General features: G+C 72.0%; 17 protein-coding genes. 9 read left to right on the forward strand and 8 right to left on the reverse strand.

What is annotated here, in order from left to right:
- Window positions 1-5: 5 nt before the first annotated feature.
- From Cco03nite_RS21725 to Cco03nite_RS21745, 5 genes are all read right to left on the reverse strand, one after another.
- Window positions 6-635: a DUF899 domain-containing protein gene (locus tag Cco03nite_RS21725; protein WP_203694003.1), complete on the reverse strand. Its 630-nt coding sequence runs from the start codon at window positions 633-635 to the stop codon at window positions 6-8.
- 41 nt (window positions 636-676) lie between these two features.
- Window positions 677-1,141: a universal stress protein gene (locus tag Cco03nite_RS21730; RefSeq protein WP_203694004.1), complete on the reverse strand. Its 465-nt coding sequence runs from the start codon at window positions 1,139-1,141 to the stop codon at window positions 677-679.
- A gap of 49 nt (window positions 1,142-1,190) precedes the next feature.
- Window positions 1,191-1,463: a DUF1876 domain-containing protein gene (locus Cco03nite_RS21735; RefSeq protein WP_203694005.1), complete on the reverse strand. Its 273-nt coding sequence runs from the start codon at window positions 1,461-1,463 to the stop codon at window positions 1,191-1,193.
- The gene (locus tag Cco03nite_RS21740) at window positions 1,460-2,116 is read right to left on the reverse strand and encodes a phosphoribosyltransferase (RefSeq protein WP_203694006.1); all 657 of its coding nucleotides are present in this window, start codon (window positions 2,114-2,116) and stop codon (window positions 1,460-1,462) included. Before Cco03nite_RS21740 ends, Cco03nite_RS21735 begins: the two co-directional genes overlap by 4 nt.
- A 62-nt stretch (window positions 2,117-2,178) precedes the next feature.
- Window positions 2,179-3,831: a SulP family inorganic anion transporter gene (locus tag Cco03nite_RS21745; RefSeq protein ID WP_203694007.1), complete on the reverse strand. Its 1,653-nt coding sequence runs from the start codon at window positions 3,829-3,831 to the stop codon at window positions 2,179-2,181.
- Between the two features lie 139 nt (window positions 3,832-3,970).
- On the opposite strand from Cco03nite_RS21745, the gene Cco03nite_RS21750 reads away from it, so the two are divergent.
- The 3 genes from Cco03nite_RS21750 (at window position 3,971) to Cco03nite_RS21760 (ending at window position 6,302) form a co-directional block, all read left to right on the forward strand.
- A complete protein-coding gene (locus tag Cco03nite_RS21750) occupies window positions 3,971-4,615 on the forward strand; it encodes a hypothetical protein (RefSeq protein WP_203694008.1) in 645 nt (214 codons plus the stop codon).
- A 118-nt stretch (window positions 4,616-4,733) separates the two neighbouring features.
- Window positions 4,734-5,228, forward strand: coding sequence for a hypothetical protein (locus Cco03nite_RS21755; protein WP_203694009.1), 495 nt, complete (start codon window positions 4,734-4,736; stop codon window positions 5,226-5,228).
- Window positions 5,229-5,627: 399 nt separating this feature from the next.
- On the forward strand, window positions 5,628-6,302 hold the full coding sequence (locus tag Cco03nite_RS21760) for a hypothetical protein (RefSeq protein WP_203694010.1): 675 nt from the start codon (window positions 5,628-5,630) through the stop codon (window positions 6,300-6,302).
- A 44-nt stretch (window positions 6,303-6,346) separates the two neighbouring features.
- Here the strand turns inward: Cco03nite_RS21760 and Cco03nite_RS21765 are convergent, their stop codons facing one another.
- The gene (locus tag Cco03nite_RS21765; RefSeq protein WP_239167550.1) at window positions 6,347-7,270 is read right to left on the reverse strand and encodes a universal stress protein; all 924 of its coding nucleotides are present in this window, start codon (window positions 7,268-7,270) and stop codon (window positions 6,347-6,349) included.
- 4 nt (window positions 7,271-7,274) lie between these two features.
- Window positions 7,275-9,674, reverse strand: coding sequence for a phosphoketolase family protein (locus tag Cco03nite_RS21770; RefSeq protein WP_203694011.1), 2,400 nt, complete (start codon window positions 9,672-9,674; stop codon window positions 7,275-7,277).
- Window positions 9,675-9,867: 193 nt separating this feature from the next.
- On the opposite strand from Cco03nite_RS21770, the gene Cco03nite_RS21775 reads away from it, so the two are divergent.
- The 6 genes from Cco03nite_RS21775 (at window position 9,868) to Cco03nite_RS21800 (ending at window position 15,740) form a co-directional block, all read left to right on the forward strand.
- A complete protein-coding gene (locus Cco03nite_RS21775; RefSeq protein WP_203694012.1) occupies window positions 9,868-10,395 on the forward strand; it encodes a (2Fe-2S)-binding protein in 528 nt (175 codons plus the stop codon).
- 10 nt (window positions 10,396-10,405) lie between these two features.
- Window positions 10,406-11,377, forward strand: a complete 972-nt coding sequence (locus tag Cco03nite_RS21780; protein WP_239167551.1) for an FAD binding domain-containing protein — start codon at window positions 10,406-10,408, stop codon at window positions 11,375-11,377.
- On the forward strand, window positions 11,374-13,605 hold the full coding sequence (locus tag Cco03nite_RS21785) for a xanthine dehydrogenase family protein molybdopterin-binding subunit (RefSeq protein WP_203694014.1): 2,232 nt from the start codon (window positions 11,374-11,376) through the stop codon (window positions 13,603-13,605). Before Cco03nite_RS21780 ends, Cco03nite_RS21785 begins: the two co-directional genes overlap by 4 nt.
- A 13-nt stretch (window positions 13,606-13,618) precedes the next feature.
- On the forward strand, window positions 13,619-14,200 hold the full coding sequence (locus Cco03nite_RS21790) for an antibiotic biosynthesis monooxygenase (RefSeq protein ID WP_203694015.1): 582 nt from the start codon (window positions 13,619-13,621) through the stop codon (window positions 14,198-14,200).
- Window positions 14,201-14,449: 249 nt separating this feature from the next.
- Window positions 14,450-15,412, forward strand: coding sequence for a YncE family protein (locus tag Cco03nite_RS21795; protein ID WP_203694016.1), 963 nt, complete (start codon window positions 14,450-14,452; stop codon window positions 15,410-15,412).
- Window positions 15,413-15,506: 94 nt separating this feature from the next.
- Window positions 15,507-15,740, forward strand: a complete 234-nt coding sequence (locus Cco03nite_RS21800; protein WP_203694017.1) for a hypothetical protein — start codon at window positions 15,507-15,509, stop codon at window positions 15,738-15,740.
- 75 nt (window positions 15,741-15,815) lie between these two features.
- Here Cco03nite_RS21800 and Cco03nite_RS21805 read toward each other — a convergent pair whose 3' ends face one another.
- Window positions 15,816-17,006, reverse strand: a complete 1,191-nt coding sequence (locus Cco03nite_RS21805) for an FAD-dependent monooxygenase (protein ID WP_203694018.1) — start codon at window positions 17,004-17,006, stop codon at window positions 15,816-15,818.
- Between the last annotated feature and the right edge of the window lie 116 nt (window positions 17,007-17,122).

Below are 17,122 nucleotides of genomic sequence, written 5' to 3' on the forward strand. Positions count from 1 at the left end.
GCGAGTCAGCCGTAGGTCGGGTGCTGCGGCCAGCCCTCCGGGGAGTCCTCCCAGTCCTGCATACGGCCGTACGGGGCCAGGTCCATGACGCTGTGGGCGAAGACGAGCCGGTCCACGCCGCGCGAGGTGGTGCTGTAGGTGCGGTAGACGTCGTCGCCGTCGCGCAGGAACACGCTGAGCATGAACCCGCCGCCCGCGCCGCAGTCGTCGGAGAACGACGTGCCGTGCGACGACACGAACGGCAGCGTCCAGCCGCGCTCGGCCTTGTACGCCTCGATCTGGGCCAACGGCATGTTGGACACCGTCTTCCAGGTGATGCCGCGGGCTGCGAGCAGAGGCAGCGCGTGCACGGGCACGTTGTCGGTGAACCCGGTGCAGCCGGGGCAGTAGTGCTGGGGCCCACGGTCCATGAACTGGTAGACCACCAGCTCGCCGCGCCCGTCGAACAGGTCGATCAGGCTCTTGTGCCCGTCGGGCGTGTCGAAGACGTACGGCTTGTCGAACCTCACCATGGGCAGGCGGCGGCGCCGGGCGGCCAGCGCGTCCTGGGCACGGGTCAACTCCTTCTCCGCCTTGAGCAGGTCGTCACGCGCCTGCTGCCACTCCTCGGCGCTCACGATCGTCGGTTTGTCCATACCCGTCATACTGCCCGGCCCATCCGACACCTTTGTGCCGGTCAGCCGGCCGGGTCGGGGACGGCCAGGTCGGCGGCGTGGGGCAGTTCGTGGCCGACGGGCACGACCACGACCGGGCAGTTGGCCTTGCCGATGCACTCCTCGCTGACCGAGCCGAGCACCGTGTGCATCAGCCGGCTGGTCCCGTGGCTGCCGAGCACGAGCAGGTCGGCGTCGGCGGCCGCGGCGGCGAGCACGTCGGCGGGCCGGCCCTCGACCACCTCTCCCGCGATCGCGACGCCCTCCCGCTGGAACGAGGGCAGCGCGCCGAGTTCCCGGTCGAGCATGTCGGTGGTGAGGTCGCGGGCCGCCGAACCGATGACGTCGTCGTCGGTCTCGTCCCACCGCCAGGCCGCCACGGCCTGCACGGTGCCGCCGCGGCCGGCCGCCTCGTGCACCGCCCAGCGCAGCGCGCGGCGGCCGCCCTCGGAACCGTCGACCCCGACCACGATCCGGAAGTTCGTCATGCCGCGCCCCCTACCCCTAGACCGGTCGGCGCTAACGCGCCATGGCGTGTCAGTGTGTGAGCCGTACCTTCTCCCGGGTCGCCCGCTGGATGTCACCGGCGGCGACGACCAGCAGCCGGTGGCCTAGGTCGGACAGCGCCCGCGCCACGGCCAGCTCGTCGCCGATCTCGGGGATGTCCCGGTCGTCCGGGTTGAGCTTGGCCCGCCCCACCCCGATCAGCCGGTCGCCGATCTCGTCGTCGAGCATGCGGGCCTCGGCGTAGGTGCGTCCTTCGTCCTCGCCGACGAACACCTCGATGTTCCAGCGCTTCATCACGGTCATTGCGGATGCCCCCCTTCCAGGATGTGCGCGGAGCCCTCCAGCAGTGCCACGACCTCCTCGTCCGAGGTCTGCCGGAAGTCGGCGTAGCGCTCGCCGACGGCCATGAACAGATCGGGGGTCTCCACACAGACCACCTCGTCGGCGACCGTACGCAGCTCGGCGGCGGTGTCCGCGGCGGCCACCGGCACCGCCAGCACCACCCGGGACGCGCCCCGGGCGCGGGCGATCTCGCAGGCGGCGCGGGCGGTGGCCCCGGTCGCGACGCCGTCGTCGACGATCACGACCGTGCGCTCGGCCAGCGACTCGGCGTCGCGCCCGTGCCGGAAGCGCTGCACCCGCCGCTCCAGCTCGGCCCGTTCGGCCTGCTCGACCCGGTCGAGGGCGGCCGGGCTGATCCCGATCGCGTCCAGCACGCCGGGGTTGAGCACCCGTACGCCGTCCTCGCCGATCGCGCCCATGGCCACCTCAGGCTGGGCCGGCACGCCGAGCTTGCGCACCACGAGCACGTCGAGCGGGGCGTTCAGGGCGCGCGCGACCTCCACCGCGACGACGACGCCGCCGCGGGGCAGCCCGAGCACGACGACGTCGGCGTCGTGGAGCCAGGTCAGGCGCTGCGCCAGGCGGTGCCCGGCGTCCGTGCGGTTCTGGAACATGGCGGCACCCTCCCCCACCATCGTCGTCCCCCGGGAGCCGCCGTGACCAGGACTTTCGTTACTCAGACAGTGCTCTGCGGGTGTTCGGCGCGGAATGCGGCGACCGCGGTGGGCAGGGTGTGGAAGATCCGGTCGCGGCCGACGGCCTCGGCCAGCCCGAATGACACCATTTCGTCCATCAGTTCCTGTTTGACGTGCGCCATGCCGAACACGATGCCGCGCTGGGTCAGCTCGTTGCGCAGCTCCTCGACCGCTTCCATCGCGGTGATGTCGACCTCGACGATCGCCTCGGCGTTCAGCACGAACCACTTGACGTCCGGGGCCTGGCCGACCGCGGCCAGCGCCCGCCGCCGCAGGTCCTGGGCGTTGGCGAAGAACAGCGGCGAGTCGTACCGGTAGATCATCAGACCGGGCACGGTGCGCGCCTGCGGATAGTCGTCGACGTCGTGCATGCCGGCCACCCCGGGCACGATGCCCAGCACCGCGTCATGCGGGCGGGCGACCCGGGCCAGCATCTCGGCGACCGACAGCGCCACCGCCGCCAGCACGCCGTAGAGGATGTCGAACAGCAGCACCCCGGCGAACGCGGCCAGCGCCAGCAGCAGCTCGCTGCGCCGGAACGCGGCCAGCTTGCGGAAACCGGGCAGGTCGATCAGGCGCAGCGCGGCGTACACGATGATCGCGCCCAGGGCCGCGGTCGGGAACGCCGACAGCACCGGACTGGCGAACAGCAGCGTGCAGATCACCAGCACCAGCGCGGTCAGCGAGTACACCTGGCTGCGCGCGCCCGCCGCGTCGGCCAGCGCGGTGCGGCTGCCGCTGCTGCTTACCGGGAACCCGCGCAGCACACCCGACCCGAGGTTGGCCACGCCGAGCGCGAGCAGTTCCTGGTCGGCGTCGACCTCCTGGCGGTGCCGCGCGGCGAACGCACGGGCGGTGAGCATGTTGTCGGTGTAACCGACCAGCATCACGCCCACCGCGGGCAGCAGCAGGTCGGCGAAGTCGGTCAGGTCCGGCCACGCCAGCGGCGGCAGCCCGGACGGGATCTTCCCGATGGTCTCGATGCCGTAGTCCTGCAGGCCGAACAGCGCGGTCACCCCGGTGGCCAGCAGCACCGCCAGCAGCGGGCCGGGCAGCTTCGGGAACTGCCGCTGCACCACGTAGAGGAAGGCCAGCACGAGCGCGCCGAGCACGACCGTGGCCAGGTGGATCTGACCCATGCCCTTGATGAACGCCCACACCTCGCCGAGCAGCGTGCCGCCGTCGACCGGGACACCGGTCAGCCGCTCCAGCTGACCGATGATCATGATGATGGCGACGCCCGCCATGTAGCCGACGAGGATCGGCTTGGACAGCAGGTCGGCCACGAAACCGAGCCGGATCGCCCAGCAGACCAGGCACAGCAGGCCGACGATGACCGCGAGGCCCGCCGCCAGGGCCGCGTACCGGCCGGGGTCGCCCGCCGCGAGCGGGGCGATGACGGTGGCGGTCATCAGCGCGGTGGTGGACTCGGGCCCGACCGACAGCTGCCGCGACGAGCCGAGCAGGGCGTACAGCGCCAGCGCGGGCAGGGCCGCCCAGAGACCGGCCACGGGCGGCAGGCCGGCCAGGCCGGAGTACGCCATCACCTGCGGGATGAGGTACGCCGCGACCGTCGCCCCGGCCAGCACGTCCCCGCGCAGCCAGCCGCGGTCGTACGCCCGCAACGTCACCACACCGGGCGCCTGCGGAATCCATCGTGGTCTGTCGGCCATGGTCACTTTTACCGCATGGCACCTCGCCGCGAAACCCCGCCGCCGGGACCCGGACATGATCGGCTACGGTCGGGCGGTCCTACGACGACGGAGGTGCCCGGTGGGCGGCCGGTCCTACATGCTCGCGACCCGGATGCCGATGTCGCGCGACGGCTTCGACACGTGGCTGTCCACGCCACTGCCGGACCTCGGCGTTCTCGCGAACCCGGACCAGATGTGGCGCGGCTGGGCGGCTGATGATGTGACACCCGACTGGGAGCTGACCGCGATCGCGGACTCACCGGCCGCGGTAGCGACCTACCGCGCGAACCGGACCCGCACCCCGCTGGAGCTGCTCACGGCACGGGCCGCCGCCGGTTTCACACTCGCCCGCCACCACCGGGACGCGCTGGAGATCTACCTGTACGACTACCACGCCGACCACTACGGCGCGCAGACCGACCTGCTCATGCTCGCCGGGGCGGGACGGTTCGCCGACGGCGGCGCCGAGGTCCCGGTCCTGTACTGGGGCGGCGACGTCTATCCGGGCCTGCCGTCCGACGACGGATCGGTGCTGTCGGTGCTGCTGGTCGGTCGCACGGCGGCGCGGTTCACCGCAGCGTACCCGTTCGCGGCGCTGGTCGAGGGGCTGCGCCCGGTGGAGGAGGCATTCCTCGGGGCGGTCGTCGACCGGGACGGCGACGATCCCGGCTGGGACGCCACTGACGTGCTCGACCCGGCAGTCGCCGCCCGGGTGCGACGCTGACTGCCTGCCACCTCCTGGGTGTCGCACGTCGGTTCCGACAGCGATATCGTCGCTCACCGCCCGTGTGCACGGTGATCAGAGCGCCGCGGCGGCTGGGCGCGAGAGGTGGGTCACACGGATGGCAAGCATTTCGGGACTGCACCAGCCGTGGGCACCACGCCCAGGCGCCGACGCCGTGTTCGCCAGCGCACTCGCCATCGCGGAGTTCGCACTCCGGGCCGAGACGCTCCTTCCCGCCCATCGCGACGAGCTACTCAGCATCGCGATCTGGAAATGGACCGAGCGCGACGGCAAATGGCGCACCCGCTTCCGCAGCTCCGGTGCGCTCAGCCTCGGTCCGGGCTGGCACAGGCACGTCAACCACGAGCACGTCACCCCCCGACTCGCCCTTCGCCGGGCGATGCTGCAGGAGCCTCATCGCACCGGGGAAATTCTCAGGAGTGCGCAGGCATGTGTCGTCACCCGGGAGGAGCACTGCCGCCTGAACGCGGTCGGCGAGGAACTCCAAGGATGGGAACGCTACCGGGCGGCTCAGGTCGGCGTGTACGACATGGCCACCGGAAGCCTCATGATCTGGAATGACGACGCCGGCGGCGTACCCGCACGGCCGTGACGTCATGGTCCCGACCGCATTTGCTCTGCACCCAAAAGCTTGCTCTGCACCCACGGGCGCAACTCCGCAAGTGCCGTAAACCGTCGGCGGCTGCAGAACCGCGTGCACTGTTGCGCCGGCGGGTGCAGAGCAAGGCAATGGGTGCAGAGCAAGGCAATGGGTGCAGAGCAAATGCGCTGACCGTGGTCACCCACCGCTGGCAGTTTCGCCGTCGGCCCCCAGACCGTTCTGCTCACGCGGGCCGGGTTCGTCGGCGGTGCTGAGGCCCTCGGACAGCAGCGGGACGGCGCCGATCCCGGCCGGGATTCTCCTGCGTGCTCGACCTCGCGACCGCCATACACCCTGGCCGCTGGTCACCCCGCGGCGCGGGTGGGACCACGCCTGTGATCGAGTCGGTTCATGACCAGATCTGCCGAGGAGATCCGCGCGCGCTTGCACCTCCAGGTCAACGCGGCGCTGCGCCGGCCGGGCATGTTCGGCGGCGAAGCCGCCCTGTACGTGCTCCTCGACGCGCTCGCATACGCCGACGGGCTCGATGCCGACTGGCGACGCGAACTCGCGGATCTGCGCGAACGCTGGATGTTCCTGCCCACGGGCGCGCTCGGCACGGCCAAGCTGGTGCTCCCGGAGAGCCCTCGGCCCGACGACGCGATGGCGTCGCTGTACGCCGAGTTCGCCCACCGCGTCGGCTGGCTGGACGTCGACCGGCGGCTGACCAGGGCCGAGCACGGCGCGCTGCTGTCCCGGCTGCCGGAGTGGTGCGCGGCCGACCGGACGGTGTCGGACGCGGAAGGCACGTTCGGTCCGCCGTCGGTGGTCTTCGGGGGCGGCAACCCGCGCTGGCCGATGACCCTCGTCTACGCGTCCAGGCCTGACCGGCCGCTGGTCTGCATGCACCACTGGAACGAGATCGTCGGGCCGGAGCTGCGGACAGTGTACCCGGAACCGGTTCTGCTGGCCGCCCACGTCGGTGGACGCCCGTTCGACACCGCGTTTCTGCGCACCCCGGAAGGACGCCGCCGCCGACCGGAGGAGCCGGACGACGCCGACGAGCCGCTGCACGCCGCGCCGTAGCAAATCGGATGATCGAGGACGGTCAGCGACGCGTCAAGCGGGCGTCAGCCGCCGCCGCGGGGGACGACCAGGACCGGGCAGTGGGCATGGTGCAGGACCTGGTGGCTGACCGAGCCGAGCAGCAGGCCGGTGAAGCCGCCGCGGCCGTGCGCGCCGACCACCACGAGCTGGGCCTGCTTGCTGAGGTCCACCAGCACCTTGGCCGGCTTGCCGCGCAGCAGGTGCTCGCGCACCAGCACGTCGGGATGGTTCTTGCGCTGCTCGGCCAGGGCCTCCTCCAACTGGTGGCCCTCCTCCTCGGCGACCGTGGCGCTGTCGTGCTTGTGGTCGTGGTGCTCGCCGTGGGCGTGCCCGCTGGCGCGGGTCCAGGTGTGCACCGCCGTCAGTTCTGTCTTGCGCATCTCGGCCTGGGCGAACGCGGCCTCGACGGTCGGGGCCGAGTCGGGTGAGCCGTCCGCGCCGACGACGACGGGCCCGCTGTCGCGCTCCTCGCCGCGCACGACCAGCACCGGGGTGCGCCCGTGCGCGGTGCACTGCACCGCCACCGAGCCGACCAGCAGGCCGGTGAAGCCGCCGAGGCCGCGGTCGCCGATGACGAGCAGCTCGGCGTCGCGGGCGGCGCGCAGCAGCACCGGCGACGGCGCGCCGGTGACCAGGTCGGTGAGCACGGACACGGACGGGTCGGTCTGGGCCGCGGCGGCGGCGGCTTCGGCGAGCAGGCGTTCGGCGTCGTGGCGCAGGCCGCCCTCGTGCGGACCGGCTTCGGACGGGCCCATCTTGACGTGCATGAGCGGCCAGATGAAGGCGTGCACGATACGCAGCGGCAGGTGGCGCCAGGCGGCTTCGCGGGTGGCGAGGCGCACCGCGGTCAGCGACGACGCCGAGCCGTCGACGCCGACCACGACGGGGCGGGCGCCGCCGTCCTCGGTGTTCATCGCCGGACCGGCGCCCGCGTCGAGGCTGTTCATCGGCTCAGGCCCGCCCCGGCCAGGTCCAGTCGGTGATGTCGGGGGCGTCCTGGCCGTAGGCGCGGGTGTGGTCGCGGGCGCGCTGGCGGGCGTCGGTCATGTACTGGCGCAGCCCGGCCGCGGTGACGCCGAGCCCCGGCACCCGGTCGATGACGTCGATGACGAGCCGGAACCGGTCCAGGTCGTTGAGCATCACCATGTCGAACGGGGTGGTGGTGGTGCCCTCCTCCTTGTACCCGCGCACGTGCATGTTGCGGTGGTTGGCGCGTTTGTAGGTGAGCCGGTGGATGAGGCTCGGGTAGCCGTGGTAGGCGAACACGACCGGCCGGTCGGTGGTGAAGATGGCGTCGAACTGCGGGTCGGGCAGGCCGTGCGGGTGCTCGGTGTCGGGCTGCAGCCGCATCAGGTCGACCACGTTGACCACGCGCACCCGCAGCGTCGGCAGGTAGCGCTGGAGCAGGTCGACGGCGGCCATGGTCTCCAGCGTCGGCACGTCGCCGGCGCAGGCCATCACCACGTCCGGCACGCCCCCGGCGTCGTTGCCGGCCCAGGCCCAGATGCCCAGGCCGCGCCGGCAGTGCAGGGCCGCGTCGGTCATGTTCAGCCAGGACGCCTGCGGCTGCTTTCCGGCCACCACGACGTTGACGTAGTCGCGGCTGCGCAGGCAGTGGTCCATCGTGGACAGCAGCGTGTTCGCGTCCGGCGGCAGGTAGATCCGGGTGATCTCGGCCTTCTTGTTGACCATGTGGTCGATGAAGCCCGGGTCCTGGTGCGAGAAGCCGTTGTGGTCCTGCCGCCAGACGTGGCTGGACAGCAGGTAGGTCAGCGACGCGACGGGCCGCCGCCACTCGATGCCGCGGGTCACCTTCAGCCACTTCGCATGCTGGTTGACCATCGAGTCGACGACGTGGATGAACGCCTCGTAGCTGGTCAGCAGGCCGTGCCGGCCGGTGAGCAGGTAGCCCTCCAGCAGGCCCTGGCACAGGTGCTCGGACAGCACCTCGATGACCCGGCCGGTCGGGGCGAGGTGGTCGTCGCCGTCGAAGATGCGCGCGTCGAACTCGCGGTCGGTCACCTCGAACACCGCGCCGAGCCGGTTGGAGTTGACCTCGTCGGGGCCGAACAGCCGGAACCGGTCGGGGTTGGACCGGATCACGTCGCGCAGCCAGACGCCGAGCACGCGGGTCGCCTCGGCCTGCGGGACGCCGGGCTGGGGCACGTCGACGGCGTACCCGCGGATGTCGGGCAGGACCAGGTCGCGCAGCAGCAGGCCGCCGTTGGTGTGCGGGTTGGCGCTCATCCGCCGCGAGCCGCGCGGGGCCAGCGGCGCGAGGAAGCCCATCGGCGCGCCGGTCGCGTCGAACAGCTCCTCCGGCCGGTACGAGCGCATCCACTGCTCCAGCGCGGCCAGGTGCGCGGGGTTGTCCCGCACGCCGGACAGCGGCACCTGGTGCGCCCGGAAGGTGCCCTCGACGGGCACGCCGTCGACGATCCTCGGGCCGGTCCAGCCCTTCGGGGTGCGCAGCACGATCATCGGCCAGCGCGGCCGCTGCCCGTCGGCGCCCTGGCGGGCCTGGGACTGGATGGCGGCGATCTCGTCGAGGGCGAGGTCGAGGGCGTACGCCAGCTCGTGGTGCACCCGCACCGGGTCGCTGCCGGACACCAGGATCGGGTGGTAGCCGAACCCGTGCAGCATCGACATCAGGTCGGCCTCGGGGATGCGGGCCAGCACCGTCGGGTTGGCGATCTTGTATCCGTTGAGGTGCAGGATCGGCAGCACCGCGCCGTCGCTGACCGGGTTGAGGAACGTGTTGGCCAGCCAGCTGCACGCCAGCGGCCCGGTCTCGGCCTCGCCGTCGCCGATCACGCAGGCGACGAGCAGCCCGGGGTTGTCCAGCGCCGCGCCGTACGCGTGCATCAGGGAGTAGCCCAGCTCGCCGCCCTCGTGGATCGAGCCGGGCACCTCCGCGGCCACGTGGCTGGGGATGCCGCCGGGGAACGAGAACTGGCGGAACAGCCGTCCCATGCCGAACTCGCTGCGGTCCACGCTCGGGTAGAGCTCGCTGTAGGTGCCTTCGAGCCAGGTGTTCGCCACGATCGCGGGGCCGCCGTGGCCCGGTCCGCAGATGAAGATCGCGTCGAGGTCCCGGTTGGTGATGGTCCGGTTGAGGTGCGCCCACAGCATGTTCAGGCCCGGGCTGGTCCCCCAGTGGCCGAGCAGCCGGGGCTTGATGTGCTCGGGGCGCAGCGGCTCGCGCAGCAGCGGGTTGGCCATCAGGTAGATCTGGCCCACGGTCAGGTAGTTGGCCGCCCGCCACCAGGCGTCGAGCCTGCTCAGATCGTCGTCACGCAGATGCGTCACACCGGCGGTGTGCCCGGCGCCCGGTCGCTCTGTCACCGTCATGTGCCGATCCTCGCGCGCCGCGAGCCGCCGTGCAGGCATATTGTCCGCTTTCCCGACACGTCTTCGCAGCTCAGCCGCCGAGCTCGGCGCGAGTGACCGGGACCGCCGCCGGGCGGCCGAACTATGCGCATTCGCCCTGATCTGCCCGCCTGGCTGCTATAGCGTGGCCTGAAGTGCGGGAAGAGGAGGAGCGATGGTGGCTTCCCATCTGCCGGACGCCGTGCAGGGACCGGGCCGGGTCGACGTGGTGCTCAACGTCAACGGCGCCACCCACGTGGTGCGCATCGAGCCGCGGGTCAGCCTGCTGGACTGCCTGCGCGACCACATGAACCTGACCGGCGCCAAGAAAGGCTGCAACCAGGGCGCATGCGGCGCGTGCACGGTGTGGGTCGACAAGCGGCGCGTGGTGGCCTGCCTGACCCTGGCCATCGCCTGCGAGGGCAGGGAGGTCACGACCATCGAGGGCATGACCGAGAACGGCAGCCTGCACGCCATGCAGAAGGCGTTCCTGTCCGAGGACGCGTTCCAGTGCGGCTACTGCACCCCGGGGCAGATCATGTCAGCGGTGGCGCTGCTGGCCGAGGGGCACGCCGGCTCCGACGCCGAGATCAGCGAGTGGATGAGCGGCAACATCTGCCGCTGCGCGGCGTACCCGAACATCCGCACGGCGATCCGCGACGTGCGCGACGGCGTGGGAGGAGTCGGCCGTGCGACCGGTTAGCTACTCGCGCGTGACGGACGTGGCGACCGCCATCGCCACCGTCGCCGCCGACCCGACCAGCGCGTACCTGGCCGGCGGCACCACGAAGGTCGACATGCTGCGCATCTACGCCGAGCCGTCGCAGCGCCTGGTCGACATCAACGACCTGCCGATCGACCACATCGAGGTGCAGCCCGACGGCGCGGTGCGCCTGGGCGGCCTGGCCCGGATGAACGACGTCGCGCTGGCCCCGGTCGTGGTGGACCGCTTCCCGATGCTGTCCGAGGCGCTGCTGCTGGGCGCGTCGGCGCAGCTGCGCAACATGGCCTCGATGGGCGGCAACATGCTGCAGCGGGTGCGCTGCTCGTACTTCCGCGACGCCGAGGCGATCTGCAACAAGCGCGAGCCGGGCACCGGGTGCAGCGCGATCGCCGGGGTCAACCGCGGGCACGCCGTGCTGGGCACCAGCCCGCACTGCATCGCCACCCACCCGTCCGATGCCGCGGTGGCGCTGGTCGCGCTCGACGCGATGATCCACTATCAGAACAGCGGCGGCCACCACGCCGTCGCGATCGACGACTTCTTCCTGCTGCCCGGGGACACCCCCGAGCGCGAGCACCCGCTCAACCACGGCGACCTGATCACCGCGATCGAGGTCCCGGCGCTGCCGGCCGCCCGCAACTCGCTCTACCTGAAGGTCCGCGACCGGGAGTCGTACGAGTTCGCGCTCGCCTCGGCGGCCTGCGCGCTCACGGTCACCGACGGCACGGTGAGCGAGGTGCGGCTGGCGCTGGGCGGGGTGGCCACCAAGCCGTGGCGGGCCCGCAAGGCCGAGCACGTGCTGCGCGGCGCGCCCGCGACCCGGGAGACGTTCACGCGGGCCGCGGAGGCGGAGCTGGCCGACGCGGTGCCGCAGACCATGAACGCCTTCAAGATCGAGCTGGCGCGGCGCACGATCGTCCGGGCGCTGGAGACCCTCACCGCGCGAGGAGGAGCCGTATGAGCACCGCGATCGGGCGTCCGCTGGACCGGGTCGACGGGCCCGCGAAGGTCACCGGCGCGGGCCGCTACTCGGCCGAGATCGCGCTGCCCGGCCTGGCGCACGCCGTGCTGGTCACCTCCCGGGTGCCCAGCGGCCGGGTGGAGCTGCTCGACACCTACGACGCCGAGCGGGCCGAGGGTGTGCTCGCCGTGCTGCACCACCTGAACCTGCCCAAGGGCGGCTCGGTGCCGCCGCTGCTGCCGTCGCTGTTCGGCGGGCCCGCGTCCGGGCAGACGTTCTTCCCGATGCAGGACGAGGTCATCCACTACGCCGGGCAGCACCTGGCCATGGTCGTCGCCGAGACCCTCGACCAGGCCGAGCACGCGGCCCGGCTGGTGCGGGTGACCTACCAGGAGACGGCCTCGATCACCACCGTCGAGCAGGGACGCGACCGGGCATACGAGCCGGAGAAGATCTTCGCCGGCTTCATGCCCGGCCGGACGACCCGCGGGGACGCGGCGGCGGCCCTCGACCGCGCGCAGGTGACCGTGGAGAACACGTACCACTGCGCGGCCAACCACCACAACCCGATCGAGTGCTCGGCGACCACGGCGGTGTGGGAGGGCGACCGGCTCACCCTGTACGACGGAACCCAGGGTCCCAACGCGACCCTGCACACCGTCGCCGAGCTGCTCAACGTGATGCCCTCGCACATCCGGGTGGTCACCAACCACGTCGGCGGCAGCTTCGGCTGCAAGGCGATGATCTGGGACCATCCCGCGCTGGCCGCGCTCGCCGCGCGGGCCGTGCACCGGCCGGTGCGCCTGGCGCTGTCCCGCGAGCAGATGTTCAGCTCCGTCGGGCACCGCGAGGAGCAGGAGCAGCGGCTGACGCTGGGCGCCGACCGCGACGGGCGGCTGACCGCGATCCGCCACCACAAGCTGTCCCCCACCTCGCACTTCGACGACTGGGCCGAGCCGTCGCTGGGTGTGGCGTCGCAGATGTACGCCTGCCCGAACTACGAGGGCGTCTACCACCTGATCAAAGCGAACACGATGACGCCGACGTTCACCCGCTGCCCGGGTGAGGCGTCGGGCATGTTCGTCATGGAGACGGCCATGGACGAGCTGGCCGAGAAGCTCGACCTCGACCCCCTGGAACTGCGGCTGCGCAACTACGCCGAGAACGAGCCGACGACCGGGCACCCCTGGTCCAGCAAGGGCCTGCGCGACTGCTACCGGCGCGGCGCGGAGCTGGCCCGCTGGTCCGAACGCGACCCGCGGCCCGGCACCGTGCGGGACGGGAACTGGCTGCTCGGCTGGGGCATGGCCAGCTCCGCGTACCCGGTGACGCCACCCGGCGGGCCGCAGCGGGCCCGTGCCCGGATCTTCGCCGACGGCAGTGCGGTGGTGCAGTCCAGCTTCGCCGACTTCGGCACCGGCTCGGCGACCGCGATGACCCAGGTCGCCGCCGACGGCCTGGGCCTGCCGCTGGAGCGGGTACGCGTCCAGTACGGCGACAGCGACCTGCCCAACACCGCCGCCGCCGTCGGCTCGGCGGGCGCCGGCATGGTCAGCGCCGCCGTGCACATCGCCGCGACCGCGCTGCGCGACCAGCTGATAGCCCAGGCCGTCGCCGACGAGCGCTCGCCGCTGCACGGCGCCGACCCGAGGCAGGTCGTGGTCGGCGACGGCCGGATGGCGCTGCGCGACCGCCCCGGCACCGGTGAGACGTACGCCGAGCTGCTGCAGCGCTCGTTCATGGCCGACGCGGAGGCGCTGGGCACGTGGAACCCGCCCGGCATGGAGACCCGTGCCGCCTCGATGACGTTCGGCGCGCAGTTCGCGCAGGTGGCCGTCGACCCCGAGCTCGGCCTGTGCCGGGTACGGCAGCTGATCGGTGTGTTCGACCCGGGCCGGGTGCTCAACCGCAAGACCGCGCACAGCCAGCTGATGGGCGGCATGCTGTGGGGCATGAGCCACGCCCTGCTGGAGGGCACGATCATGGGCCCGGACGGCCGCTGGGCCAACGCCAGCCTCGGCGAGTACCTGGTCCCGGTCAACGCCGACGCGCCCGACGTGCTGATCGAGACGATCGAGACCACGGACACCGTGGTGAACCCGCTGGGCGTCAAGGGCGTCGGCGAGGTCGGCATGGTCGGCACCGCCGCCGCGATCGCCAACGCGATCTGGCACGCCACCGGCCGCCGGCACCACAAGCTGCCCATCACCGTCGAAGACCTGCTGTAGCCGAGGGCCGCGCGTGACCGAACCCGCTCCCGTACCCGACGACGAACCCGTCTCGGTGCTGTTCACCTGGGCGGTCATGCCCGGCCGGGAGCCCGACTTCGAACGCTGGCTGGAGGAGGTCAACGCGGCGTCCTCGCGCTTTCCCGGCCACCAGGGCGTGACCTGGCTGCGCCCGCAGCACACCGCACCGGGCGACAAGGCGGTCTACCACTGCGTGCTGCGCTTCCGCAACGGCCGGGACCTGAGCCGGTGGCTGACCTCGCCGGAACGCCAGGTGGTGGTGCGCCATCTCGCGGGCATCGCCGAGGAGGCCGAGCCGCGGGAGACCACCACCGGCATGGAGACCTGGTTCAGCCTGCCCGGCCGCCCGGTGCTGCCCCCGCCGCGGTGGAAGATGACGATCGTGTCGTTTCTCGGGGTGTACCCGTGCGTGCTGCTCTTCCAGGTGCTCGGCGCGGAGCACCTGAGCGAGCTGCCGCTGCCGCCGGTGGTGCGCGCCGCGATCCTGCCGATGCTGCTCGCGCCGATCCTGACCTACCTGGTAATGCCCTGGCTGAGCCAGGCCCTGCGCGGCTTCCTGTACGACCGCCGCTGACGCGCGACCCGGCCCGGCATGATCGACGTTGGCCTATCCCGTCGACTACGGCTGTGGAATTTTCGTTGAGATAGGCCAACGTCGACGTGCGTAGGCCGTCGAGCCCCGCCGGCGCCGTTTGGACGGACTGCGCGGCGGCGCGGATGCGCCTTATCCTGTCCCGCGACACGGGGGCGGTCGCATCATGGCGATTGCCGCGTCCCCATCGGAGCCACGGGTGCAGCGCACCCCGATAGCGGAGGCGAGCACATGAACAGGCGACCAGGGCAGCACCGGCGCACGACGATCACCGGAGGGCTGCTCTCGGTGCTGGTGGCCGTGCTGGCGGGCTGCGGCTCTCCGCCGCCCGGCGCTATGACGCCGTCGGCCGGGCCCAACCCCGCGCCCTCGGTCGCGCCGTCGCGGGCGACCCTCGGCGAGACACCGCAGCGGCTGGCGGGCGGCTGGCAGGTCATCGCCGCCGGCGACCGGCTGCTCGACCGGGCCCGCAACGCGTACGTGGCGGCGAACCTGCCGAAGGAGGCCGTGCTCGACCCCACCGGCCGGCGGCACGCGATCGGCGGCGGCAAGCTGAACGTCGTCATGATCGCCGGCGGCAAGACGCTCACGGTGGAGCGGTCCATGATGCTCGGCTTCAGCCGCGGACTCGACCCCTGGTCGCCCGACGGCAACCGGCTCGTCGCCACGATCAACCGCAAGGACCCGTTCGCGATCGGTTTCGCCGTGCTCGACGTGACGACCGGCAAGGTCGCCGAGCACTGGATCGACCGCACCAAGTACGAGTGCAGCTCCTGCTCGTTCGTCTTCACCCGGGACGGCAAGGAGGTCGCGATGCCGCTCGCGGACCGCTCCCAGGGCGAGGCGGCCGAACTCGTGCGGAGCCTGCAGCTGTTCGACGCCCGGACGGGCAAGCCGACCCGGTCGCTGCCGGTCAAGGCGATGCCGCAGAGCCCGTTCGCCTGGTCGCCGGACGGCAGCCGGGTCGTCGCCCGCCCCGACCAGATCAAGGAGGAGGACATGCAGCTGATCGACACCGCCACCGGCGAGGCGAAGCCGTTCCCGTACACGGCGGTCTGGGCGACGGCCGACGAGCTGCTGGCCAAGTTCGACGACGGTGTGCTGACGCTGCGTCCCGACGGGACGGTCATCGCCGACGCGAGCCTGGCCACCCCGCTGCGCGGCCCGCTCGTGCTCGGACCCCCCGCGGCCTGACCGTCGTCACCGAGCGTTTGCCCACTCACACAGAAACAGGCTGTTTCGGACTGCCGGGACGGGGTAGGTGCGATCCGATGGAGAGGAGCACGAGATGAGCTGGGCCGACAAGCCGAACTGGAACAACACGCCACGGCGGGCCGGCACGGCCGATCCGGCCGACTTCGACGGCGACTTCGCCGTCCTGCGTCAGCGGGGTAGGCACCTCATCGCGGAGCTCGTCCGGCTGTCCCGGCAGCTGGCGGACCTGCAGAAGGCGATCAGGTCCCGCCACGGGACGGCCGGCGGATCGCGGGGCAGCAGCGTCTCCGGCGGAGAGCCGCGCTGACCTGAGCCTGGGCCGTGTCCTCACCGAACGCCGTCGTCCCGGGAGCCGTGCAGGCGGCTCCCGGGACGACGGGTGTCAGTAGGCCTTCAGAGTGATCGCGTCGGCCTTGCCGGCCTGGATCTGCAGCAGGCGCGAGAACGGGCGGCGGGTCATCACCCGGGTGCTGACGTCGCGCAGCCGGATCGCGGCCGCCGACATCGGCAGCATGCCGTTGACCCCGCCGGGCGGCAGCTTCTGGCACTGCTCGACATAACCGCGCAGCTGCTCCTCGTACGCGGCGAACGCGGGCACGTGCTCGCCGCCGGCCGCGGCCAGCTCGCCGGCCAGCACGTATGCGCCGACCAGGGACAGGCTGGTGCCGAGGCCGCTGATCGGCGAGGCGCAGTAGCCCGCGTCGCCGAGCAGCGCGACCCGCCCACTGGTCCAGTGCGGCATGTGGACCTGGCCGACGACGTCGAAGTAGAAGTCGGGGGCGTCCCACATCGCGTCGAGCATGGCCGGCACGCGCCAGCCGTCGCCCGCGTACACCTGTGCCAGCAGCCGCTTCTGCGCCTGCACGTCGCGCGGGTCGACGGCGTGGCCCGCCGAGCGGAAGGTCAGCATGGCCTTGGCGGTGTGCTCGTTCTCCGGCCGGATGCCCGCGCAGCGCCCGCCGGGCACGCCGTGCATGAGGAACCAGTGCGGGTCGAGGTCGGGCTGCGCGGGCATGGTGAAGTACGCGGTGTACGCGCCGAGCTGCTTGATGAACCGCTCCTCCGGCCCGAAGGCCAGCGCGCGCACCCCGGAGTGCACCCCGTCCGCGCCGACGACCAGGTCGTAGACCTCGGTGCGGCCGCCGCGGAACTCGACCTTCACCCCGTCCGCGCCGTCGGCCAGCGCGGTGATCCGGTCGCCGAAGCGGTACTCGACGTCGTCCTTGGTCAGGTCGTAGAGGATGTCGGCGAGGTCGCCGCGCAGGATCTCGTACTCGGCGACGATGCCCTCGCCGCCGGCCAGCGTCGCGGGCATCGCCGAGGTGCGCCGGCCGGTCGCGTCGACCCAGGCGAAGCCCTCCTCGTGCACCCGGGCGCGGGTGATCGCGGGCATGATGCCCATCCGCGCGCAGACGTCCTTGGCCACGCCCCGGATGTCGACGGCGTGCCCGCCGGGCCGGATGGCGGGCGCGCGTTCCACCACGGTCACCGCGAAGCCGTGCCGGTGCAGCCAGTACGCCAGCGCCGGCCCGGCGATGCTCGCGCCTGAGATCAGTACGGTGTTCTTCCTCATCGGTCTCTCCCCAGTGTCTGTGTACGCTGTACGCGTCGTTGAGAACACCGTAAAGAGGTGAGGACTTGAGCTGCAACAAGGCAATCAGTGTACTAGTACGCCGCCTAGTACACCGG

The sequence above is a fragment of the Catellatospora coxensis genome (assembly GCF_016862635.1).
GTDB classification, from domain to species: Bacteria; Actinomycetota; Actinomycetes; order Mycobacteriales; family Micromonosporaceae; genus Catellatospora; species Catellatospora coxensis.